The sequence below is a fragment of the Syntrophomonas sp. DTU019 genome, from assembly GCA_913757435.1.
Taxonomy (GTDB): domain Bacteria; phylum Bacillota; class Syntrophomonadia; order Syntrophomonadales; family Syntrophomonadaceae; genus DTU019.
Genome location: CAJYDM010000002.1, coordinates 23,373 through 45,802 on the forward strand (window position 1 = coordinate 23,373; position 22,430 = coordinate 45,802).

A 22,430-nucleotide genomic window follows, 5' to 3' on the forward strand; every position below is an offset into this window, starting at 1 on the left:
TGTAGAATTATATAACAAATTATTATAAGGTGGTAACCATGTCCCCATGTTAGACGAATTCGTTATAATGAGCTGCAGGTCTTTTAGCTTTTAGACAGCTGGATCCTGATGATCCCCCGGTTGAACAGGATTAATAAAAGTAAAAGGAGTTTGCAATGGACGACAATGATTTAATACTTGACGGGAGCCATCACCTGGCCTTTGAGGAAATCTCCAGGTACATCGAAGAACCCGCTTTAAGCTTTTGGATCGATCTCAACTCTTTTCTGCAGAATAAATATAAAGCCAAACCAAAGATGAGCTATAGTAAATGTTCCATGCAAAGAGGATGGAATGTCAAATATCAAAAATCCGGCAAATCGCTCTGCACACTCTATCCGGAAAAGGAAATCTTCATTTTACTGATCGTTATTAAACTGGATCTGGTTCCCATCATTGAAGCTCTGGAAAACGAATTTGAACCGGCAGTCCTGGATTTAGTAAGATCGGCGCGCCCATTTAACGGCACCAAATGGCTCATGATAAAGGTGGAAAGCGAAGCAGTCCTGAAAAATGTTCGTGAACTGCTGGTTTTAAAACATGACTTACCGGTTTCCTAAAAGCAGAGGACAGATTGAGGTGAAAGGTGACACCTCCCCCGTCCCCGTGTCCCCCGGAAGCGATGGATGCGGCCAGCCGGGTCATCATATTATTCAACTGGTGGAGACTTCGGGCAAAGTAACCGCCTAGTAAGGATTCACCTGATATCCGTTTTACTCAGCCTGGCTGACCGTATCACATCATTCGCTGTGCTTGATAATATGTCCATTATATCCTCCATGGCATAATCCTTGGGAAGTAAACCATTGGCAGCCATAATCGAAAGTCCTAATTGGAATACTTTCATTTTCAGCAAAATGGTTTTTAACTCATCTGCCGTAAACCCTTGCAGTTCAGGGTCCTTTTGCATCTCTTCAATTAATTCAGGCATCATCTTCTCATCGTATTCCTGCATATAGTCATTATTTTTCAGAACCAAATCTCTGAAAAGCACGCTGTATTCCACGGCAAAGCGCAGACTTGCCCGCCCCATATCCCGGAATGGGGCTCCCTGGCTTTCTTCAACAAAAAGCTGTTGACTGATACTTATGATCTTTTCTATCAAAGCTTCCATCAGTTCATCGGTATTCTTAAAATTCACATAGATGGGGGCTACAGAACTGCCCATCTTTTCCGCGATCTTTCTCATGGTTATCTTATCAATTCCTTCTGTACTGGCGATCTCAAAAGCTGCTTCAATGATCTGTTCTCTAGAAAATTTAATTTTTGGTCCCATAACAAGCCATCCTTTGTACATTATTTTATATACTACGTACGTTTTTGTAACTCACGTTATGCTGTTGATCGGAATTGTCCAATACTTTCACCCTACCCCTTTAAAATATCACTAACTTAGCAAATTCCAATAATTCAACATCCACATCAGTGCCATAACAGCCAGGGTAAATACACTGTAATGAACGCGGGAGAGCCGCCCCCACAATCCCTTCCACCAGGCAAACACAGTAAAAGGCAGCAGCAAACCACTGAAGATCCACATAAGGGTGGGCAGTAAATCAAGTAAAGGCGGGTTTTCTATCGCCGTATACGCTTCTTTTGGCAATTGGTATAAGGGATCAATGCCTGAAGAGAAAAAAGTGGAGAACATAAGCAAGATGCTGATGCTGGTACCGATCCCAACCCAGGAAGCAATGGCATAAAGCCTGGAACCTTTATCTTTTCCCTTCTTGAACAAATCGGCTATATTTCTGATAATCCAGTAAATAAGCGAAATTATTATGATCAACATTATACTTCCGGCAGCCAGGGCTGTGAAACTCAGGGTTGAATAAAACGGCGCTTTCGAATAGGTCATAGGGCCATCGGTGGTCAGCATTATCCTGCCTAAAGGATCTGTTTTAAAAATAATCTTCTGAAACTGTCCCAGGGAATCCTGAGTCCTTCCTTCTCTCAGGTTCTGATACATACCCGGCTCGATTTCAACAAATTTATTGATTTCTCCGCCATGGGTCACCAGAAGATAGCCCTCTTCATTTACATCAACATTAATAATCCCCCCGGCTAATATACTGACGATCTTCTCATCAGTGGTGACACTTTTCCGGTTCATCTGGTATTCGCCGGTAAAACGCTCCGCCCTTTCCCGGCTGCCTTCGCCAGGCACTGCCTTTATCGGGGCTGCTATGGGATAGTAAAGATCCATAAACTCTTGAAAGATCTCGGTTTGGAGGAGATGATTACCCCCGCTGCAGGAAATAAAAATTCCGGTATCCTCTTCCGGCAGCAAATAAAGGCCTGAGTTATAGAGCATGGTACTTCCGCCATGAAAAAGCACCTTTTGGCCATTAAAGACCCCCTCTATGAAGCCCAGCGTCATGCCTCCTAACGTCGGGTCATAGGTAAAATGCTGCTCATGCATTTCTTTGACTGTTTCTTCCCTAAGGATCCGCCCTCCATTAACAGCACCACCAGATAAATGGGCCATCATGAAATTGGCCATATCCGCAGCGGTACTGCTCATGCTGCCTGCTGGTTCGAGCATGATGTATTCGAAACCTGCTTCCGTATAAGACCCATTTATAAATCGGTAGGGTTTCGCAATACGGGCGGGCGGGTTCAGCGTGGGAGGCTGCCGGTAGGTACTGTTATTCATATTCAACGGTGTGAAAATATTTTTCTCAACATAATCTGAAAAAGGCATACCCGATACTCTTTCTACAATATGGCCTGCCAAAGCAGTACCATAATTTGAATAGGCGGCAACTTCTCCAGCGGGAAATATCCTGGCAGGCTGGTATTTCTTCATATATTCATTCAGGGGCAGAAGTTCCTCCTCCGAAAGTCGGAAAAGTTTTTCGGGGTAATCTTCAAAACCTGGGGTGTGGGTCATCAAATGGGTCATGGTTATTGGTCCTGTATTCGTGTTCCGCAGAGGTTTTTCAAGCTGGGGTGATATTTCAAAATCCAAATACTCATTAATATTGGTGTTCAGATCCAGCTTGCCATCTTCAACCAGCTGCATTACTGCCGTCCAGGTAATCAATTTTGAAGTAGAGCCAATACGAAAAAGGGTAGTATCGGGATCCACCGGGATATTATTCTCTATATCTGCCTGACCGAATCCTTTCTTATATACGATTTGGCCGTTCTTCACCACTGATACGGCTGCATTGGGAATATGATATTTCTCCATTTTAGATTTCATTGAGTTGTCAAAAAAGCTTTCCAGGCTGGTATCTTTATTGTTGTTTGCACAAGCTGCATTTGTAGATAAGGTCAAAATAAAGGCTATCAAGATAACAACTAAGGTCAGATATTTACTTCTTTTAAACATTCGTCCCCCTCATTTCTATCTTAATCTTTGACCTATACGCAGTCTGCCTTTTAGGAAGCTGCCGATCCGCCCATAAGTTCAGCGACTCTCCGTATGGTTATATCATCTATTGCTTCAGTCTCAACTATCTAAAAAGGCCGAATCAATTATTAGGTCAGCTGCATATTTGAGCTCAGGTACCGTAGCAACACCACCCTTCTAGTAATACATATATTATATAACACTTGTTATATTATATGTAACATAAATCAATATATGTTACAAGAAGTTTTTGACCAACAGAACCAACAGAGGAACCAACAGAGAACCAACAGAGAGAACCAACAGAGGGACGTTCTTTCTGTTGGCCCTCTGTTGGACCATCAAAACGACCACCATCTCACATCTGAGCGAATGCTGGTTTATGATAGACTTACCATAATATAGTTATTAAGGTGAAGGCTGGCATTATGTTGGTTATGTGCCAAAATGGGGACGTTCCTTTCGGGCTTAGGCAGCATACCTATTTCATAAGGATGTCTTAACCCTAAAAGGGAACAAAAAAGGACCGTCCCCATCTGTCCATTCAGAGCATTGGCGATAATATTGCTCTTTTCGGCATTATGTAGCAACGACAAGCCGCCGATGATCATCTGCAGGGCTTTGGCAATGTTGTCACCACACTTTGCCCCGATTTGAATCCCAATTTCACGAGGAGAGCCAAAGCATTCGATGACATTTAAGCGTCTCTGCTCCCTCATAGACTACAACCTCCCTTTCACTCCCAGCCAAAAATATAGCCACATGGTTCCTATATTCTCTTCCTCGCTCATTTCGGGCCGAAAAATGATCCCGTTCAACAGCCCATCGCGAAAGTTCAAATAAGCGAACAGCATTTTTGCCGGATCACCGCGGGGGATTATCCCGGAACGCATCCCCTCGGCAATTGCCTCCTCAATCCATTTTTCCACAACAGCCTGATACTCTTTTATCTCCGCATAAAATCTGCTGTAAATATCAGATGGGGTAAAAAACAGACCCTGAATCCAAAAAGCCTGAATATCAGAATTTTCAGTATAGTATCCAACATATTGTTCAAACATTTGCCGGAGCTTTTCCTCTGCGGAGCTGTCTTGACATTGGTTCATTATCCGCTGCGTCATGGTAATATAGTCTTGCTGCAGGTCCTCATAGATGGCAAAAAAGAGCTCTTCTTTGCCCCTGTAATGCGCATACAGAGAAGCCTTCTTGATGCCCACCAGCTCAGCTATTTCGTTCATGGTAGTGCCCTCATAGCCCTTGCGGGCAAACAATGGCAAGGTGTTACTGCCACCCCATAATGTCCGGTGATAGACGGTGTAATTTGGCCAAAAGTTGACGGATGTGCTGACCGTTTGTAAACGGTAAAATAAAAGGGAGAAAAATTGGCCACTAAAAACGGAGAATATTTACCTTAATGTTCCAAACCAGCTAAAATTGTAGGGTAAAAGACTACAATTATGCGAGGAGAGGAACCAGGTGAAGGGGTGGCCGATGTATCAAGAATTACAGCAGCTAAAGGAGATGGGGCTTAATAAATCACAAGTTCAACGGCAGTTGGGCATAGATTGGAAAACAGTTGATCGTTATTGGGAGGTGACGCCAGACGAATATGACGAAATAAGAAAAAACACAAAAAGAACCAGAAAGCTTGAAAAATACGAAGAACAAATTGTGAGGTGGTTACAGGAACATCCCGACATGTCATCAGCACAAATACAAGATTGGCTTAAACAGCATTATTTAGATTATCAGGGAAAGGAGAGAACGCTTAGACGATTTATCAGGAGTTTACGGATTCAGTATAACATTAAGAAGCCTATTATCCAGCGTCAATACCAAGCAGTGGAAGAACTGCCCATGGGTTATCAGGCACAAGTAGATTTAGGTTTTACCACCCTGGTAAATACCCAGGGGCAGCGGGTAAAGCTCACAGGATTTGGGCTGGTTCTCTCACACAGCCGTTATAAATATGTTGAATGGGACGATAAGCCACTTACAGCAGCCAGATTCATACAGGTGCATTATCGGGCCTTTGAATACATAGGAGGGGTGCCAGAAGAAATTGTGTACGATCAGGACAGGCTCCTGGCTATAAACGAAAACTTTGGGGATATCATATACACAGCAGAATTCGAGAGATTCCGGCAGCAGATGGGTTTTAAGATATATCTTTGCCGCAAAAGTGATCCGGAGACCAAGGGCAAAATTGAGGCAGTTATCAAATATGCCAAAGGCAACTACGCCAGGCACCGGATATTTGACAACATTCAAGCATTTAATCAGGGGTGTATAGAATGGCTGAACAGAACAGCAAACGCCAATATACATGGCACAACAAAAAAGGTACCGGCAGAAGTGTTTAAAGAAGAACAAAAACACTTAAAACCGATACCGACCATAATTAATCAACCTGAAGAAATTATAACAAGACAGGTACGCAAAGACAATATCATTTGGTACAACAGCAACCGATATACTTTGCCCCTGGGCACTTACCATCCTGAAAGAGAAGTGAAGATTAAAGCAGACCAGGGCATACTAATCGTTTTTGACCTTGAAACCGATGAAGAGCTGGCCCGTCATGAAATATCTCTGGATAAAGGCCGATTGATCAGGAATAACAATCATAAACGCGACCATTCTGCCCGGATAGCCGAATTATATCAAGATACCCTGGCCAATATGGGAGGAAGTGAAATAGCAGCTGTTTTCCTCGATGGTATTCGTAAAGAAAAACCCAGATATGTTCGTGACCAGTATAATCTCATTATCCAAACGATTAAAAATTACTCTTTGGAAACAATATCCCAGGCATTAGATTATTGTGTGGAAAGGAGTATTTTTAGCGCAGTTGAATTCAAGACCGCCCTGGAGTATTTTGCCCAGCAAAACAACAGCCCGGCGGAAACTATACTTGATACGTCTGCCATACCTCTTGCCTATCGGATTAAAACCGAGATCAGAAATATTAGCGAATACGCCGCTATTTATGGAGGTATGAGTATTGAACAAGGCCGAAGAAACCAGGACTTATTTAAGAAGCCTTAACCTTTCCTGGTGCAGAGACAACCTGGATCAAACCCTGCAGACAGCAAGCAGTACCGACATATCCTATCTGGATTTTCTTAACCGGCTGCTGCAGGGAGAGATAAACTACCGTGAAAAAAGATCTGAAGAGCGCCGGATGAAGATGGCGGGGTTTCCCTTTGTTAAAAGCATAGATGAATTCGATTTTGCATTTCAGCGTTCTATTACCCGTAAACAGGTTAATCAATTGCTGGATATGCAATGGATTGAGAAGTTCTACAATCTGATTTTCCTTGGGCCTCCGGGAGTGGGGAAAACTCATTTGGCTGTAGCTATCGGGCTTGAGGCTGTGAAAAAAGGTTACAAGGTAAGCTTCGTAAATATGGATGATTTAATCAAGCATCTTAAGCTGGAAACTACCTCAACCCGGAGCCGCCAGAGGATGAAACGGATCATGGCTTCAGATTTAGTGGTAATTGATGAGATAGGTTTTGTCCCCATTACCAGGCAGGAAGCTAATTTGTTTTTTCAATTGATATCATCACTTTATGAACAGACGGCCTTAATAATAACTTCAAACAAGGGTTTTGAAGACTGGGCCGAATTGATGGGAGACCCGGTTATAACTACCGCTATCCTGGATCGAATCGCTCATCATAGTGAGATATTCAATCTGACCGGCGACAGTTACCGCCTTAAACATCGAGATTCTATACTAAGACTGTAGTCCTATGGAAAATTATTGGCCAAAATTTCTCCAAAATACTTGACCGCTTACACCGTTTGGGCAGCCCCTTAAGGGGCAGGGAGAACTAACTCAATTCTCCCTGAACAACTAGCTTAACCATATGATCATCAATAATGTTACGTTTGTTCTGAGCTCCATAAAGCAGACAATGAGTGCAGACCTTGTTAACCATTCGCGCTGCTCCACTTGAAAACTTGAATATCTCATCAACAGCGTTATCAGAGAAAATATCATGTTCGGCACCGGCATAAGCCAGGTGTCTTTTTACATATTCGCCAACCTGAGAGCGATCCAGGTGAGGCAGCTTGCATTGTATGTCGATGCGTTGCCTGATGGCCGAATAGGACTGAAGCTTAAGCCTATCCCAGAGTTCATTCTGGCCTACCAGAATCAAAGCCATCGGGCTTTTGGCGTCCATTTTGAAATTCAACAGGAACCTGACTTCTTCCAACATCTCTTTGTCCAATAGATGGGCTTCATCCACGATAACCACGGGCTGCAGGTGGTGGATACCCTGCATCAGTTCGATCTCTTTATGTAGTTGCCGTTTAGCGTCTCCCCGGTAGAATTTAGCCTCACAGCCCAATTGCTCTAATAGGCCTTTGTAGAAATGCCGAGGTGTTAACTTGGAATCAGCCAAGTACATCACCATATACCGAGATGTGTCCAGGATTTCTTTAAAGCACCTTATGGTAGTGGTCTTACCGGTTCCACAGTCTCCGGTTAATACTGCAAACATCTGCCGCTGGGCGGTGTACTCAAGCCTCCCCAGGGTTTCTTCCAGCAGGTGTGACTGATACAACTGATCAGTGGGTATATCCCTGGAAAAAGGTGTCTTTTGGAGACCATAGAAACTTTCAAACATGCCCTTCGCCCTCCTTGCTTACTGAACGATAGGAAACGGCGGGGGTATAGTTGTCTTTGCGCTCCTGGTGCTTAATAGCTGCTGCTTGGAGCAGCCTTGATGAATCAGTGGGTTCTTTCTGCATGAATTCGGGTAAGGGCGGTCTCTTACCCGCCCGTTCTCCAATCACCAGTTGCCGGGCTTTAAAGGGCTGGTGTCCTTCATATTCGATGGTAAGTTCACTAATATCTGCCGGATCGAAGATGACATCGACTTTGCAGCCGATAAAAGTCAGACCTACTTCGTATTTTCTGCTTTCAAAGCTGATACAGCCTGATTTATCTACCTTTCTTTCCTCACAGTGCATAAATGCACTGGCTAGTATTTCCGGATCAAGGTATTTCAAGGTCTTACGGTCACTCTGGTATGCCACTGCCGGACTAAGCTCACCCTCTATTCCGGAATGAGGCTTGTGCTGGTAGCATTCCTCCAGCCAGACTGTGAACAACTGATTTAATCTGTCTAAGGTTTGTGGTTCCTCTAATCTGGCCTCTGCTAAAAATGAGTCAACCACCCGGTTAAAACGTTCAACTTTGCCAGTGGCTTCGGGGGAATAGGGTTTTGCAAACAGTAGCCTGATTCCCATCTTGGCACAGGCTCGATTCATCCATTTGTTGCGGTACTGACCGCCGTTATCAAAGTATACTTTTTCCGGAACGCCGTATTTTAGGATGGCTTTCTTGAAACAGTCTTCAACAATTATTTGGTCTAATACCGGGTAGAACTCACCATGCAGAATGAAGCGAGTAGCGTCATCCACAAATGTAACCAGGTAGACTTGCTTCTTTTTACCTTCCTTGCCGATGGGCAGGTAGGGCCCGTATTTTATGTCAGAATGCCAGAGCTGGTTACGGTATTTCTGCTGATAACGTCTGGCAGCTACACCGGTACCGGTATACATGCGCATTTGCCGACTACTGTAACCTCTCTGGGCTAACTTTTCCTGCAGGGTGCTACGCTTGATCTGTCCTGGCTGAACTAAGCCCTCCCACTCCATGATCTGAATGATTTGGGATATGCTGCGACTGGGTACTTGGCGGCGCAGCAATATGGCCTGCTCCAGGACGTTAATGGGAACTGCTTCTTCGCTACACCGTTTGCCTCTGCCTTTGGGCTTTAGTCCGTTAAATCCTTCTTTCCTGTACAGGTCTAGATACCTGCGTAAGGTGCGCTCGGATATCCCGGTCTGTTCACATATCCGGGTTTTGATTACCTTAGCCTGTCCGGCATCCAGGCCTTCAGCAAGGAGTGGGGCCAGCATATGCACCCGCTGGGCCGCTATCTCTTCTGCCTTCTTGTCATTTCTCAATGCTCAAGCCTCCTTTTTAAGCTTTAACATTGAGTTTACCTTTACACTTTTATGGACAAAACGCTGAACGGGTATGTGACCATAAATTTAAATTGGCTATGGGTTTGACAACTCTGGCCAGCCAACCGGGTGCATCTCCTACATGCTGCCAGATCCTGTGGAGCTTGGACGGGGGAAGGCTGGATAAACCTCCCACAGATTCCTTTAGATCATACCTTAGGATTATTGATGTCAGGCAACTCTGGAAGTAGTCAGCTCTTTCAAAAAACCAGTTCTGCCACCGCTTAAGGGTAGACTCATCTGCAATTACACTCATCTGTCTTTCCTCGGTAATTGTAGTTTCTATACTCTCCCGCACATGGTGTTTGTAAGGAACTAATATATCCGGAAGTTCATGATGAATCCTTTTGCAGTCAACACATCTCAGTCTACGAATACTCAAAACTATCTTGTTTCCATGGGTATTGATACAGCTTCTTTTGCGGCTGCCTATCACCTTTAATCCCCCGCTGCAGCAGGGACAAGGAATCTGCTCCAAGCTCCTAACAGAAAACACCCTTGGAAGGGTTCTCTATCAGCTCATATTTTGATACAATAACCATACTTGGTGTGGACGTCTCTGGTGCTTCTGTTGGTCGCATTAGCACATTTATACAGAGGCGTCTTTCCTTTCTGTATAATATGGTCATTATATCCAGCTATTTTTGGTCAGGCAACTCCGTCAGCTTTTGGACGGGTTAGGTTGGCTTTAACAGCAAGGCCTTGCTCTTAATAATTTGTTTGGTTGAATTCGTGATAATATCCTTAATGTTTCTTTTCCTACCTTCCGGTAGGTAGCATAAATATACAGGATCAATACCCGTGCTGCCAATACTGTCAATCTCAAGTTTCGCCGCAGCTCAAATGGGGAGGCCAAGCAAGAACCGTTCCTACTTGCGCACCTTCTGAAAGTTATCTTCCCTTAGCCATGTAGATATAGTAAATACACTTGAAAGGCAGAACATGAAGATGAAAAGAAGTGTGCTTGGCTTGATCTTAACTCTGCTGTTGGTAGTGGGCGTGTCTGCACTGGCTTATGGGGCTCAGGGTGCCGAAAACATAGATGTTGCCCTGCCGGAGTTTAAAGTAACTATCAACGGTGAAGAGATTGATAACAGCTACAGCCAATACCCGTTGATAGTCTACAAGGATATCACCTATTTTCCTATGACCTATAATGACTGCCGCTTTTTAGGTTTGGAAACATCTTGGAGAGGCAATGCTGCAGGCCTGTCTATAGAAACCACTGCAGTAACCGCAGCCTACAATCCCTACCGGACCTCGGCCAAAAACAGCCGCCAGCAGGTCGCTTCCATTCCTGTCTTTCCCGTTATGGTAAATGGAAAGGCCATTGAAAACAGTAAGCAAGAATACCCCCTGCTGGTTTTTCGCAATATTACCTATTTCCCACTCACCTGGAATTATGGGGTCGATGAATTCGGGTGGGACTACAGCTTTGACAGTAACAACGGGTTGGTGATCAATTCAGATAATAAAAAACTGGAACAGAAGCAGCTGCCCGGCAACAGGGCCAAGCAAGCAGACGGTAGCTTTAAAAACAATGTGGCAGTAACCAATGCTTATGTTTATTACGAAGATGCTAAAGGGCAGATCATCCAGGCCCTACTATCCGATACTTCCAACACAAAAGCAGTATATCAGCTCCCGGTATGGACCTATGGGTGGCAGGATGTGGACGGGAAAACCCTTGTTTATGCCAACCTTTACGCTGAAGACGGGCAGGCTTTTTTGACCTATCACCAGGGCGGGGCAACCATGGGAACCGATTATCTGCTCAGGCTTAATGACGATGGTACCACCACCCTGCTCAATGACACCAGATACAATATCAAAAGTTTTGGGGACATAAGCATCAAATATTGGGCCGGGCCAGCTCCTGGACCTGGAAATCTTTTTATTCAAGGAAAAGATGGTGAGTGGTTGCCCCTGGGCAATCCGGACCTGCTTTACGGCTGGGCCTGGAGAGTGAGAGAAGACCAGAGCAGAGGAGGCGGTTCTTCACAGGATGTGTATTTGGTCGGTGATGACCTTTATATCCTGGGCTTTGATATCATGGCTGAGGCTGAAAACACAAGCACCACCGGGATATATACTACCGGGATATATAAAGTGAATATCCATACCAATGAAACCCTTCGCATCAGTGAAAGGGAAGTAACGGCCTTTATAATCGAAGGAAATTACATCTATTATGCAAGTAAAGGCAGTATTTATCGCTATTCTTTGGGTGACGGCACCGAGGAATTGCTTAAAGAGTTGGTAAAGGTACCAAATAAAATAGGAAAATTTTCGGTCTTAAACGGCAATGTCTATTGGCAGGACGGGCTGGATCAGAACCTCTATAACCTGAAAGGAGAGAACTTAAACGCGGGGGCAGAGCTTGATGGCATCAAGCTTTGCGGAGATAATAAAGAGTATCTGGTATGTACTTTTACCGAAACTGCCCAGTCAAAATACCGCATCATGGTTTTTGACCACAACGGCAAAGTCGTTTTCAAAACCTCAGACAAAGCCTATAGCAACAACATTTATATAAGCGGCAACAAAATATATTTTTACAATATTAGTTCAGGAACTGTCTGTATTGGTGAGCTGAGATAAATCTGCTGCCCTGAGTCAGTCCCTTTGTTGGCCCTACACTCTAAACTTACTATCTCCAATAACTTTTGCTAAACTGCCAAAGTGAAGACAAAATAATTTGTACTGAATCCTCCTCCAGTACAGGTCTCTAAAACTACATAATCCTTCATCCTGGAGGCAAGGTGATCAGTAAAGCGAATATCAATCCCCATTAAAAAGGTCATATCGTCAGCTATATAATGGCCTCCGAACTTATTATAGACTTGGTTACTATCCATCATTCCGGCTCCATTTTATTTCACTAAATTGCTTTGTTCTCGGTTGTATTATTCTAGATCAACCAACAGGAAACTAGATTAAGCAGCTGTGGTGACTCAAGGGGGGGAGTTGCCCAGACCGGGCCACCTGCAGATCTCTTGTTCCCGACTTGACTTCGGTGAGAGTGGGGGCTGATATACTGCAAAAATCCACCACCCCCAGGGACAGCAGTTTGGGTGCGGCAGCGAACAAGACCAGGGGTATGGCTGTCACCACCCCGGCCCCCATCAGTAGCAGACTGACTGGGGCCAGATTGAACTCAAAGCAGCTGTTCTCGACAGCCTCGCGGTTTTTCCACCAGGCCTTTTTTAGCCCTGCAACAGATTTAAATACTGCGAAAGTCTTTCTTTTACGTACTCTCCGACCATATTGACCATTGGCGAGGCGTCATTGTCCAAATAATAGCTGTCAAAGCAGGCATAGTATTTTCTTCTGTCGGTGAATTTCACATCGATTGGCGGGTAGCCTGCCTGCATAAGCATGAGGTTCAGTATCAGCCGTCCGGTGCGCCCATTTCCATCGATGAAGGGGTGGATTCCCTCAAAGTTGAGGTGAAACAGAGCCGCTGTTTCGATGCTGTGCCGGTTGTCGCGGGACATATCCGCAACCAGTCGTTCCATTTGAACCGGAACCAGGTAAGGCTGCGGAGGTTCGTGGTGCGAGCCCATAATCTTTACCGGGATTTTCCGGTACGCCCCCTTATCTTCCGGCCTATTCATCAGGACGAGAGCGTGGATTTCACGGATGATCCGTTCAGAAATCGGGACCTTAGCGCTGACCAGCGAAACGGCATAAAGGAAGGCATCACGGTGCCCCACCGCCTCCAGATGGTCTTGCAGCGGTTTTCGGTCAATCGTTATGCCCTCCAAGGCCAGCGCGGTTTCCTGCAGCGTGAGTGTGCTACCCTCGATGGCATTTGAGTTGTAGGTAAATTCCACCAGGAATTCGTCCTGCAAACGTTTCGACTCCCCAACCGTCAATGGACGCCGACGGTCAAGCTCCGCCTTCATCTCATCGACAGACGTAAACAGTGCGCGGTATTGTTCCGGGATATCCTTGCCGCGCAGAGCGCGCCCGTCAATCGGCTTCAACGCGTTTTCGGGAATGAGATAGGAACGCCCCTTCTTAATGACGCCTTCTATCCGTCCTTCTGCACAGAGCAGACGAACACGGCGGTCGGATAGGCCCCACCGCTCCGAGGCCTGCTTTACGGTGATATATGGCATCGTTTCACCTCCTCAGTGTTTTATAGTATATCATATTAACGGAATATTATCGGGATTTATTCGGTTATTATGGTCTTATTATTCCGATAAAATTCGAGTCTGCTCTATTTCAAACACCTCATTTAGTGTTTGGATAGCCTCCCAGGCTCTATGGCACGTTTGCGTTATTTGGAGGTAAACCTGCAGACTTCCTCATAATTGAAGTCTCTCCACTTACCCCAATTGGAGGTTTGATAATCTGGAGGTGAATAGATAAGAAGATTTGCAGAGATGTCTCTACTGCTGAACTTAATGTAATTCAGCACAGAACTAGAAGGTTAAAACCTCGTATCAGTGCAAAGGGGTGCAAGTAAGCGGCATAATGCAGAGACAATCAGCATTCGCGGCCCTTCGGGTCGTGGCAGGCTTTTCTTATGTGTGCTGACAGGTTTTTGTCAGCAGTGCTACAGTATTGGGAACCAATATTGATTTGCTATTTATGCCGCAATTAAGAAGTTTCGACAAGTTTGGTGTCGGAGGTTCTACGCATATAGTATTACACTACTCCTGAGGCCGTTGTGCCTAATTGTGTGCGGGAAGCAGAAAGGGCATCCTTAGGGCTTCCCTTCCTAGGGTTCTCTTTTTGATGCTTGGCTGGCTTGGAGTTTTTTGATTCCATCCGACAGCCAATCTAAGGCCCCCGGGGTGTTTTCCCACGCCTTTCGAGCCCCAGCAGTATAGATTACGGCTTCTCCTTCGCTCCCCCAGCTATAGAAGTCAGGGAGTTGAAAAGGGAGCGGTTTCAACCGCAGCAGGAAAGCGGGCACATGAGAGTTTGACACCCAAGCCTGCTGCAAATCATCACCAGAGACACTTTGTCCTCTTCTGAAGTGCAGCAGGGCTCTACTGTATAGAAAAAAGCACGATTCTGCCTCATACTCCATCAGAATTCTGGCAGCCTCCACATCCCGTTCTTCTTCCAGCAGGCAATTGACCAGGATATAGCGAATTCCCTGATTGTCATTGGGGTTTAATCTCAACAACTCTTTATAGTTGTCGATAGCCTCTGGTTTATGTCCATTTTTCCACAGACCTTTCGACCAGCCTGCCAAAGCTCTCATGTAAGGGCGACTTTCAGATTCTATCCAGAAATGGCCGACATACCTTTTGAAATACAAATCCCCCAAGGCCATTGCGCCGAACTTGACCCCTTGCTCATATAAATGCTGGCGTTCCTCGGGTTCCCTGCTTTTTTCCGCCAGAAGATTATAGGCGTCGGCACAAAATGGAGATATACGCAACGCCTTGCGGGCCAAAGCCAGGCTTTTTTGCCAATTAGGTTCTTCCCAGGCCTCATAGACCAAATCCTGCGCCTGTTGAAGTTTCTCGCGAGAAAACACCGGAAAATCCGAAGATACCTTTTTCTTGCTGCGCTTAGGCTTTTGCATTTCTACATCGACGGCGTTCTGGGCATGCTTGGTAAGAACTAAACCGGAGTTTCCGGTGCCGCCCTCGGTGAAAAGGTTGATGAAATCAGGGTATGGCGGAACGATCCGGGAATGACCTTCGGCTGGCAGACAATTCCGCCAAAAGTCATAATAATTGTCTCGATAGGGAGCAGCAATCAGGTCGCGGTACACTTTGAAGCGCAGCTTGTTTATGCCCTCCAGGGTATGGTCCACAGTTCTGCCCATCCAAAACAATAGGTTGTCTTCAATATCTCTGATTACTCTCACCCCGGAAGCAAAACCACTGGTCGGGTGTATTACCTGGATGTTAAGACCGGCTAATCCGGGCTTTAGGCCATCAATATCAAGGGTGCGTGGAATCATAATCGTCTCCGGCATTCCCCAGATGAACTTATCTTCCCCCACCTCTTCGCTCCAGGCATAGTATAAAAAATCCGCCAGAGGGATAAGCCTTTTGGTGGTGGTGATTTTTAGGGTGAAGGTGCCGCTGAAGTGGTCCCGCAAAATATAGTAGACCACATGCTCCTTCCTTGATTTGGCGACGTTTTTTAGATTTACATCCATCGGCTTATCCTGATACTTTACTTGACCATCACCACCCAGGTACAAATGCTTTGATACCGAAACCAGCAGTTGGTGCAGCTGATTGGAATATTCACTGACAATTCGATTGCGCATCTCATTCGCTCCTTAAGGCACTTAGCGGACTAGATTCCTGCAGTCAGACCTTTCTCGATCTCAGCATTAAATTGCTCCTCGGTCAGCATACCCACTGACTGAGGCTCATTTTGCGGGAGCTTCAGTTCAAAAGGAATACCTCGGTGGAGCACCACCTGCCTGAGAAAAAGCCCGATTGCGTTGGACATCGGGATGCCAAGCTGCTCTAAAACACGCTCTGCCTGTTCTTTGACTTCCGGTTCTACTCGGGCAAATATATTTGATGTTCTTGCCATAAAGGCACCTCCTATTCTGAATTATTATGATCTGATGTATTGCGAAAAGCGATCGTTTAGCTGCATGGTTGCTAGCATCAACCGCCTATCTAAATAAAAGCTGGTACAGTGTTGCCATCAGAGTGTCGGGCGGTGGGGTTGTCAACATACGGGGAAAGCCGATTAACATATTTATCAGACTGTTTTTAAGTACAATAAAAGAATCTGTCAATGAAGAAGCAGGGAACGGGCCTTCCCGCACCCCCTTCCCTAGTCTACTTTTTTGATTGTTTATCGGCTTCGAGTGTCTTTATTTTATTCGCTAGTTTTCGGTAGCTGCTGCGTGCTGCACTTACATCCCATACTTAGCCCTAAACTCACCAATCCAGTCATTATGCCGACCGCTGACGGTTATGGCTGCAACCACCTTCTGAATGGTGACAGCACCAATGCGGTCTCGTTTGCTCTCCGGAATAAAAGATTGCAGGAAAGGCCAAAGCCCGAGAGTGGTCCCGCCGTGTTTCGATTGGCGCATAAAAGCCGGGTTTCTCTCATCGTATAACAGTACAAAGATCCCTTTATTATGCAAAGCAAATATGGCTTCTCTGAAAAATTGATAGTAGTTGGCCAACGGGCATATTGGGCTTGCGGTCATATTGCCCTCTAAGAAACCATGTTCCTGCAGACGATTCCAATACTGTCTGCCAATATGATGCAAATAGCAGTTATTAAGGCCAATCTGGCATGGGTTGCGCCCTTCGCAGTCGCCATTTGCAAACAACGTACAGCCGCCAAACTCCTTCTCAGATAATTTGGACTCCACAAACAAAACCACATCTGAACCGGTTATAACCAGATCGATTGAGGTGGGCTGCCCGGAATCTTCATTGAAAACAGTTCTGTCGGTCAACTCGAACCGGGCGCTTATTTCACCTTGCGGCCAATTCATTCCGGCATCATTGAAAGCGGGTTGCAATGACTCCAGATCGTCGCGGACAATCAGCGGTCCTAACAGGTTAAACAACATAGCCTGGCTGCTTAAGCCATGGTGAATATACTTATGTAGGGTATAGGCTTCTTTGCCCTTGCTGACTTCTCGCTGGGCCTTGATATAGGCAACCACATCAGAACATATGATGTTCTTGGGCCAGTTATCGAACTCATCCAAAATGAATGGATATCTGGAATGCACGTTGTAGCCCTTGGACTTAAACCATGCCGCCGCAACCTTTCGCAGATCCCGTTCATAATGACTGTAGCGCGGATATGGCCATGTCCTGGCCAGGCGTCTGCTGCTCATGCACTCTCCTCCTCCAATAATAAATCGATATAGAGGTTATTAAGTCAATCTGCCAACCATCTTTATAAGTGGGTATAGATTTTTATTTTTCTCCTACCTCTAAAGCCCAGATAAAGACTGTGGAGAATGCCCTGCAATCCACCCCTCAACCAGCTGTGTTCTGAAGCAGACTTACATGGAAGGTCTCACCCATCGCTATTTTCTGCCAGGCAGGTTTACCGTCTATGATCTTGATCCCGAAGGTGGGGCGTCCATCCTGCCATCGTTCATCCTGGCCCAAATAGTTGGCGAACCGTTCACCAATAGATGTAACTGCTGACCTGGAACTAGCTTAGTAATTGCGGCATTCAAAGTTGGGTCACAATGACTAGCCCAGATACAGCCCTGGTCGCGTTTCTTCATAACAAACCTATCCCCCCTTGTAGTCTCCTCTAGGATTATTAGAGAGCAAGTTCTGCTCGCAAGTATTGCACATTAATCACCATGTCCACAGCCAGTTGATTCAGCCACACTGTATCCAATCATAAATAAAGCCGATTGTAAGGCCATTAGCTGCATCTTCTGGTCTAAGTTATTGAAATTTGATTGTGTATTTTCAAGAATCGCCTTTAAGAGCCAGTTGGCCTTAATATTGCTTTCGGTATGCCTTTTAGGGTTGTTTACTAATTCCGGGAATATGTAAGGTCCTTTGCTCGGATTCCTCCGGTTGACGCTGCCCGGTTTGTAAGTCTGCTCTTTTCCCCGGCCCCAGGCAAAAAGTAGTTCAGGCGGAACTCGATTTAGTTTTATGGCTTCGCAAAACTTACGAACGAGGACACCTAACGCGGCTCCAACTCTGCCATCGTATATTATGAAATCTTCTATATACAGCGAATATATCTTGGTGAAGCCGGAATTCATTATAATGCTGTCGCGGTAATACTCTCTTAATAATAAATCACTGCTGAAAATCTGCTCAACTTCCCTAAGGTAATTGCATATTTGGCTGCCAAGCTGCTGAATCCTTTTGTCGTTTTTATTCCGTACCCCACCCCACTGCAGTATCAGGAGACAGTGTTTTGAGCAGGCCGCATGGTCCATGTTCTCGATGCTGTTTCTTAGCCCCAAAGATAATCCTCCCAAGTAACGAGCACTTTCTTCAAGGCTGCTGCCGCTCAACTGATGGCCGGTAAATGGGTCAACACATCTAAACGGCCAGTGGTAGGTTTCATATGCTGAATAAATGGAATCGCATGCCCAGTATTTGGCGGGCTTCTTCATCTGGTAGGAATGGCAGAAACCGTTTGGGCTGTCCAGCTTGGGTTCAATCCATTTTACAAAGTCTTTAACCGAAGCACTGTTGATATAATCTAATTTTCTCATCGCCTGCCCTCATTTCGGATAGCACAAGGTTGTTTACACGGTTTAACACAATTTATTACCGCCGCCGTACAATCAGTTGCGTGCCAGAATAATACCTTCGCCTGCTCCAGCAGCCTACACATCTGACCATCATCGTTTTCCCCGGTTCTTCCGCTCAGATCCGTCAGCCATCTATCTGGTAAGGCCTCCTTACCGTATAGTGCACCCATAGCAGTCCCAACAATGGCAGCAATAGTATCGTTATCGCGTGTATCGTTCACTGCTCGTATAATGGCCTGTTCCGGATCTTGACCGTATTTCATCAGAATATATAGTGTCGACGGAATGGTCTCAAGCAAATAAGTCCCTGAATACCAATAATCGCACGCTTTCACCACTGACCAATTATTGGTCCAGGCCTGGTCTATCAGTTTTTCGCAGTAGTCAGCTAGACCACCGCAATAATCCGTGATATGAGGGGTGCGCGGTCTGTAATCGTGCCTGATCTCCAAATCCCTGATCACCTTTGTAAATTCTTCCTTATACCACCAAGGGTCTGGCGGAGATGTCATTCCTAAGAGCTGCCAAACCAAATACACAAAAGCCACGGATGCTGCGATGGCAGCTGAGTCATTATGAGTAATGGCAGCAAGTAATGCTGTATCCACCCACAAATCTGCAGATGGTGAGTTCAAATAAGGGAACACAACCGGGGCAATTCTCATGATTGCACCATTTCCCGCTGATTTTACAGCTGCATCATACCAGGGCTTACCCCCTTTATAGTTTCGCAAGAAACCTCTTACGCTTTGACCGATTCCGAAAATATTCTGGCAAGAAAACCTCCTGGCTATATGCTCCGGATTCATGTGGCGATCCGCTATCATTTGTTCCAATGTCCAGAAGGCCAATTGGCTGTCATCCGATGGCAAACCCAAAGCACTACGATTGGCATGTCTATTGGGAAGGTAATTCGTTATTTCTCCATGTTTTGCGTAGCGCTCCCTAGGGGTCAAGCTCTCACTGGTATTCCCCAAAGCATCGCCTATGGCCAAACCCAGCATCATGCCCTCAACATACGAAAATTGGAACTGTGCAGGCAGTGGGTCGGGAGGTACATCAAATATAATACCGTCACGGACTTCAATCTGATTGTCCTGTAGCAACCTCTTGAGAATAGTCCTATTGGCGCTCATTGGGTCCACTCCTTTGTAGATGAGTGTAAGAGGTGGAAAATGCTTTTGGTTAATACTTGTTTCGGGTTAACTCCTTTAGGCTCTCTGGTCATTACGGTAATGACCAATGGTTTGCAGAATATCATCTGCCAACGCAACAGAAAACTTATCACATAAATATAACACCATACTGATATAAGTAGATGTTGCCTCGGTAAATCTTTCTGCCAGGATATAGTGGTATGTTTTTGCTATATAGTTTTCCCACAAGAACAAATAGATTTTTTCGCTGTCGGGTTCAGTGTCAATTGCTTCTACTATCAATGGTGCAACGCGGTAATACTCTTTAATCAGCAAATTGACGTTTTTGTCCCGTTCTTTCATAAAGTCGCGGTATTTTTTCATCAGTATCAATTCCGGACAATCGTCCTCTTTCTTTAAAGCCAAACAAGTGGCAGTGGTGATAAAGCACAACCCGCCTCGTGAGCTGCTGCTGCTGGAGGAGCCGCTGTAACTATATGAAGAGCTTGATGAATAGCTCCGCTCTGAGCTGTAGGAGGTGGTCCGGCTCGAGTTGCTCTCAATCCAACTAACAACCTTGTCATACTGGGCTTTAGCCTTTGGGTGTCCCTTCTGATGGGCTTTATTAAAATACTCCTTGGCCTTCTGCAGATCTTGAGCGGTCCCTTTGCCGTATTGATACATATTGCCGCAGCGATAGAGTGCATAGGGAGAATTGCACTTTTGAAGATATTCCATGGAGCGACGATAGTCTTCCCGCTTAAAAAACAAATGCCCCAGTTTTTCGGTGGCATTTAAATTATCTGGTTCTTGGGAGATGATGTATTGATATAGTTCAATAACATTATCGTATTTTTCTGCCATCTCTTCTTCAGATAAGTACTTATAATAGGTAGACATTACTTTGTCATAAAATTCCTCCGCCAATACCTTAATGGCGGGTAAATAGCCATAGGAGGCAGCCATTTTCAGGTTTGTTATCGCCTTGGCGTATTGTTTATCCTTGATTTGCATCCCTAAATCATAGTTTGCAACCGGAACCATATTTTGGGCTAAACTTTCTAAACTTATATCCTGACTCACTTTACTTAGCTCGTAAAGTCTTTCCCCGGATGGCATATGCTCCATTTCTAAAGCTTGAAAATAGAGGCGGATGGCTTGCTGCAGGTTGCTGTGCTCTAACCCTTGCGCTTTATAGTAACATTCCCGGGCGGTCGTTGGTGTGCGGATTTTAGAGGCGATGCGAGTATAATCATTATCATTAAGGCCCAGTGTTTCTCCCATGATTATTTTGGCCCTTTGCACCAACAGCAGGCTCTCATCTTCGTTGTGCAGTTTTGCTAAAGCTGCCTCAGAAATCCTTTCGTTTTTGGCATGGTAAATCAGCATATCCAAGATGTAGTAATAGGGATAGTTGATTGCTCTTAATCTTTCTGCATATTCTTTGGCCAGGCGATAATCTTCGGCTTGAATCAGCCTGAAGGCCAGCTTACTCCACACCTCGCTCATATTGTCGTGGTATACCCTGACCTTTGGCGCATGGTCTGCGGAAGGGTTCATGGCCTTTTCAAAAAAAGCCTCCAAATTAAGAGCGTTTTTAACTAAGGCATCCATTTTGGCTTTCAGCTCCAGATAGCTATTCTGGGCCTTTTCGATGGTGTGCTTGAGGCTGTTGCGAATGTTTTTGGCTTTCTCATTAGTATCATCATGATCGATTTTAACTAGATCAGCGTTGATGTTGCCTAAACGCTTACTCAATTTCTGGGTGTAAGCTAGGTAAAACTGATCGATTTCCAGCAATATTAAGCGAATCTCATCAACAAAGGCATAGTTTATACAGGGCCTACATATTGAATTTAGGACTGCGCCCAGTTCCTCAGCGGTAATAAGGGAGATATTAGCGCGCAATCCCGGATGAGACGCCAAAAACTCCGGCTTATAACTTTCCTCAAGAATTACCCAGACCGGTTTAAAACTTCTGTTCTGTAGGTAATGCAAATGTTTCAGGCTTCTTATATTATCCTTAGCAGCGTAAACAATGAAGCAGTCGACTTTTTCTTCCAGAGCGGTATTAAAATCCTTGAATTTGAGGGTGTAATCAGGAAAATGGGCAATCACACAATCATCTAAGCTGATCTCAGCCGGCACCGAAAAAGCATTGACCAGGTTGCGGATATCGATTCTATATTTATATAATTGCCTTGTCACCTCGCGAAATTCGGTATGGTTTAACTGCACCTCTTTTTCCAGCACATTCAGTGCTTCCACCTCATCAGCGGATGAAGGTACGCAAATACTTGGCACATTGGTGTTTAAGGCCATTTTTTTCAAAGCGGCGTCAGATACCAGTTTTGCCAGCACCTCATTAAAAGTCGCCGGGTCAGATCCCATAACGCCTATGACCGTTTTCCCGATCAATTCCGAATATAAGACCAGGATTTCGATCTTATCGAGGATCCTTTTGATTTCGGACAAGATCCGCGCTTTATTTGGAACTAAGCTCTGGGCTAGTTGGTCAGAAAAGTCTTTGTTGATCTCTTTATATAACCCATCAAACAAGCGCTCCAGTTCTGAGCTTTTATCGGCTTCATCGTCTAATAACTTGGCCAGTAGGGTGATTTCTTGTTCACTTCGATCCATAGTCTCT

The 22,430-nt window shown here is 45.2% G+C and carries 20 protein-coding genes; 4 read left to right on the top strand and 16 right to left on the bottom strand.

Annotated elements, in window-relative coordinates; all coding sequences use genetic code 11:
• Window positions 1-155 precede the first annotated feature (155 nt).
• Entirely contained in the window at window positions 156-599 is a 444-nt protein-coding gene (locus AC15IQ_RS05830) for a DUF3788 domain-containing protein (protein WP_483177803.1), read from the top strand.
• Window positions 600-736: 137 nt separating this feature from the next.
• Here the strand turns inward: AC15IQ_RS05830 and AC15IQ_RS05835 are convergent, their stop codons facing one another.
• From AC15IQ_RS05835 to AC15IQ_RS05850, 4 genes are all read right to left on the bottom strand, one after another.
• A complete protein-coding gene (locus AC15IQ_RS05835) occupies window positions 737-1,315 on the bottom strand; it encodes a TetR/AcrR family transcriptional regulator (protein ID WP_483177804.1) in 579 nt (192 codons plus the stop codon).
• A gap of 111 nt (window positions 1,316-1,426) precedes the next feature.
• Window positions 1,427-3,373 carry a serine hydrolase domain-containing protein gene (locus AC15IQ_RS05840; protein WP_483177805.1) on the bottom strand — a complete coding sequence of 649 codons (1,947 nt, stop codon included), beginning with the start codon at window positions 3,371-3,373 and terminating at the stop codon, window positions 1,427-1,429.
• Window positions 3,374-3,774: 401 nt separating this feature from the next.
• Window positions 3,775-4,113 carry a hypothetical protein gene (locus AC15IQ_RS05845; RefSeq protein ID WP_483177807.1) on the bottom strand — a complete coding sequence of 113 codons (339 nt, stop codon included), beginning with the start codon at window positions 4,111-4,113 and terminating at the stop codon, window positions 3,775-3,777.
• A gap of 3 nt (window positions 4,114-4,116) precedes the next feature.
• On the bottom strand, window positions 4,117-4,671 hold the full coding sequence (locus tag AC15IQ_RS05850; protein ID WP_483177809.1) for a TetR/AcrR family transcriptional regulator: 555 nt from the start codon (window positions 4,669-4,671) through the stop codon (window positions 4,117-4,119).
• A gap of 214 nt (window positions 4,672-4,885) precedes the next feature.
• Between AC15IQ_RS05850 and istA the strand changes: the two genes are divergently transcribed.
• On the top strand, window positions 4,886-6,442 hold the full coding sequence (gene istA / locus AC15IQ_RS05855; protein ID WP_483176949.1) for an IS21 family transposase: 1,557 nt from the start codon (window positions 4,886-4,888) through the stop codon (window positions 6,440-6,442).
• Window positions 6,399-7,148, top strand: coding sequence for an IS21-like element helper ATPase IstB (gene istB / locus AC15IQ_RS05860; protein ID WP_483176950.1), 750 nt, complete (start codon window positions 6,399-6,401; stop codon window positions 7,146-7,148). Before istA ends, istB begins: the two co-directional genes overlap by 44 nt.
• 85 nt (window positions 7,149-7,233) lie before the next feature.
• On the opposite strand, the gene AC15IQ_RS05865 is transcribed toward istB, so the two are convergent.
• From AC15IQ_RS05865 to AC15IQ_RS05875, 3 genes are read right to left on the bottom strand one after another with little or no spacing between them, the layout of a single operon-like run.
• On the bottom strand, window positions 7,234-8,034 hold the full coding sequence (locus AC15IQ_RS05865; protein WP_483176941.1) for an ExeA family protein: 801 nt from the start codon (window positions 8,032-8,034) through the stop codon (window positions 7,234-7,236).
• Window positions 8,027-9,382 carry a DDE-type integrase/transposase/recombinase gene (locus AC15IQ_RS05870; RefSeq protein WP_483176942.1) on the bottom strand — a complete coding sequence of 452 codons (1,356 nt, stop codon included), beginning with the start codon at window positions 9,380-9,382 and terminating at the stop codon, window positions 8,027-8,029. The genes AC15IQ_RS05865 and AC15IQ_RS05870 overlap by 8 nt, the downstream gene beginning before the upstream one ends.
• Window positions 9,383-9,431: 49 nt before the next feature.
• On the bottom strand, window positions 9,432-9,938 hold the full coding sequence (locus tag AC15IQ_RS05875) for a DUF6431 domain-containing protein (protein ID WP_483176943.1): 507 nt from the start codon (window positions 9,936-9,938) through the stop codon (window positions 9,432-9,434).
• Window positions 9,939-10,384: 446 nt separating this feature from the next.
• On the opposite strand from AC15IQ_RS05875, the gene AC15IQ_RS05880 reads away from it, so the two are divergent.
• On the top strand, window positions 10,385-12,043 hold the full coding sequence (locus AC15IQ_RS05880; RefSeq protein ID WP_483177810.1) for a hypothetical protein: 1,659 nt from the start codon (window positions 10,385-10,387) through the stop codon (window positions 12,041-12,043).
• A gap of 68 nt (window positions 12,044-12,111) precedes the next feature.
• On the opposite strand, the gene AC15IQ_RS05885 is transcribed toward AC15IQ_RS05880, so the two are convergent.
• The 9 genes from AC15IQ_RS05885 to AC15IQ_RS05925 all read right to left on the bottom strand — a co-directional run bounded on the left by AC15IQ_RS05885 (window position 12,112) and on the right by AC15IQ_RS05925 (window position 22,423).
• Entirely contained in the window at window positions 12,112-12,300 is a 189-nt protein-coding gene (locus AC15IQ_RS05885; protein ID WP_483177812.1) for a hypothetical protein, read from the bottom strand.
• 73 nt (window positions 12,301-12,373) lie between these two features.
• Window positions 12,374-12,553 (bottom strand): hypothetical protein, encoded by a 180-nt coding sequence (locus AC15IQ_RS05890; RefSeq protein WP_483177813.1) that lies wholly within the window; start codon window positions 12,551-12,553, stop codon window positions 12,374-12,376.
• 95 nt (window positions 12,554-12,648) lie between these two features.
• On the bottom strand, window positions 12,649-13,566 hold the full coding sequence (locus tag AC15IQ_RS05895) for a Fic family protein (protein WP_483177814.1): 918 nt from the start codon (window positions 13,564-13,566) through the stop codon (window positions 12,649-12,651).
• Window positions 13,567-14,174: 608 nt separating this feature from the next.
• A complete protein-coding gene (locus tag AC15IQ_RS05900) occupies window positions 14,175-15,692 on the bottom strand; it encodes a hypothetical protein (RefSeq protein WP_483177815.1) in 1,518 nt (505 codons plus the stop codon).
• Window positions 15,693-15,721: 29 nt separating this feature from the next.
• On the bottom strand, window positions 15,722-15,967 hold the full coding sequence (locus tag AC15IQ_RS05905) for a type II toxin-antitoxin system RelB/DinJ family antitoxin (protein ID WP_483177817.1): 246 nt from the start codon (window positions 15,965-15,967) through the stop codon (window positions 15,722-15,724).
• Between the two features lie 331 nt (window positions 15,968-16,298).
• On the bottom strand, window positions 16,299-17,246 hold the full coding sequence (locus AC15IQ_RS05910) for a PGN_0703 family putative restriction endonuclease (protein ID WP_483177819.1): 948 nt from the start codon (window positions 17,244-17,246) through the stop codon (window positions 16,299-16,301).
• Window positions 17,247-17,720: 474 nt separating this feature from the next.
• Window positions 17,721-18,608 (bottom strand): hypothetical protein, encoded by an 888-nt coding sequence (locus AC15IQ_RS05915; RefSeq protein ID WP_483177820.1) that lies wholly within the window; start codon window positions 18,606-18,608, stop codon window positions 17,721-17,723.
• The gene (locus AC15IQ_RS05920) at window positions 18,605-19,783 is read right to left on the bottom strand and encodes an ADP-ribosylglycohydrolase family protein (RefSeq protein ID WP_483177822.1); all 1,179 of its coding nucleotides are present in this window, start codon (window positions 19,781-19,783) and stop codon (window positions 18,605-18,607) included. Before AC15IQ_RS05920 ends, AC15IQ_RS05915 begins: the two co-directional genes overlap by 4 nt.
• Window positions 19,784-19,858: 75 nt before the next feature.
• A complete protein-coding gene (locus AC15IQ_RS05925) occupies window positions 19,859-22,423 on the bottom strand; it encodes a tetratricopeptide repeat protein (RefSeq protein WP_483177823.1) in 2,565 nt (854 codons plus the stop codon).
• Window positions 22,424-22,430: the final 7 nt, after the last annotated feature.

What these genes read in the sequence shown, in the direction of transcription:
- AC15IQ_RS05885 (WP_483177812.1), bottom strand. Translation starts at nt 12,300, where the DNA reads ATGGATAGTAACCAAGTCTATAATAAGTTCGGAGGCCATTATATAGCT.
- AC15IQ_RS05880 (WP_483177810.1), top strand. Translation starts at nt 10,385, where the DNA reads ATGAAGATGAAAAGAAGTGTGCTTGGCTTGATCTTAACTCTGCTGTTG.
- AC15IQ_RS05895 (WP_483177814.1), bottom strand. Translation starts at nt 13,566, where the DNA reads ATGCCATATATCACCGTAAAGCAGGCCTCGGAGCGGTGGGGCCTATCC.
- AC15IQ_RS05900 (WP_483177815.1), bottom strand. Translation starts at nt 15,692, where the DNA reads ATGCGCAATCGAATTGTCAGTGAATATTCCAATCAGCTGCACCAACTG.
- AC15IQ_RS05835 (WP_483177804.1), bottom strand. Translation starts at nt 1,315, where the DNA reads ATGGGACCAAAAATTAAATTTTCTAGAGAACAGATCATTGAAGCAGCT.
- AC15IQ_RS05840 (WP_483177805.1), bottom strand. Translation starts at nt 3,373, where the DNA reads ATGTTTAAAAGAAGTAAATATCTGACCTTAGTTGTTATCTTGATAGCC.
- AC15IQ_RS05905 (WP_483177817.1), bottom strand. Translation starts at nt 15,967, where the DNA reads ATGGCAAGAACATCAAATATATTTGCCCGAGTAGAACCGGAAGTCAAA.
- AC15IQ_RS05830 (WP_483177803.1), top strand. Translation starts at nt 156, where the DNA reads ATGGACGACAATGATTTAATACTTGACGGGAGCCATCACCTGGCCTTT.
- AC15IQ_RS05925 (WP_483177823.1), bottom strand. Translation starts at nt 22,423, where the DNA reads ATGGATCGAAGTGAACAAGAAATCACCCTACTGGCCAAGTTATTAGAC.
- AC15IQ_RS05920 (WP_483177822.1), bottom strand. Translation starts at nt 19,783, where the DNA reads ATGAGCGCCAATAGGACTATTCTCAAGAGGTTGCTACAGGACAATCAG.
- AC15IQ_RS05865 (WP_483176941.1), bottom strand. Translation starts at nt 8,034, where the DNA reads ATGTTTGAAAGTTTCTATGGTCTCCAAAAGACACCTTTTTCCAGGGAT.
- AC15IQ_RS05845 (WP_483177807.1), bottom strand. Translation starts at nt 4,113, where the DNA reads ATGAGGGAGCAGAGACGCTTAAATGTCATCGAATGCTTTGGCTCTCCT.
- AC15IQ_RS05910 (WP_483177819.1), bottom strand. Translation starts at nt 17,246, where the DNA reads ATGAGCAGCAGACGCCTGGCCAGGACATGGCCATATCCGCGCTACAGT.
- istA (WP_483176949.1), top strand. Translation starts at nt 4,886, where the DNA reads ATGTATCAAGAATTACAGCAGCTAAAGGAGATGGGGCTTAATAAATCA.
- AC15IQ_RS05915 (WP_483177820.1), bottom strand. Translation starts at nt 18,608, where the DNA reads ATGAGAAAATTAGATTATATCAACAGTGCTTCGGTTAAAGACTTTGTA.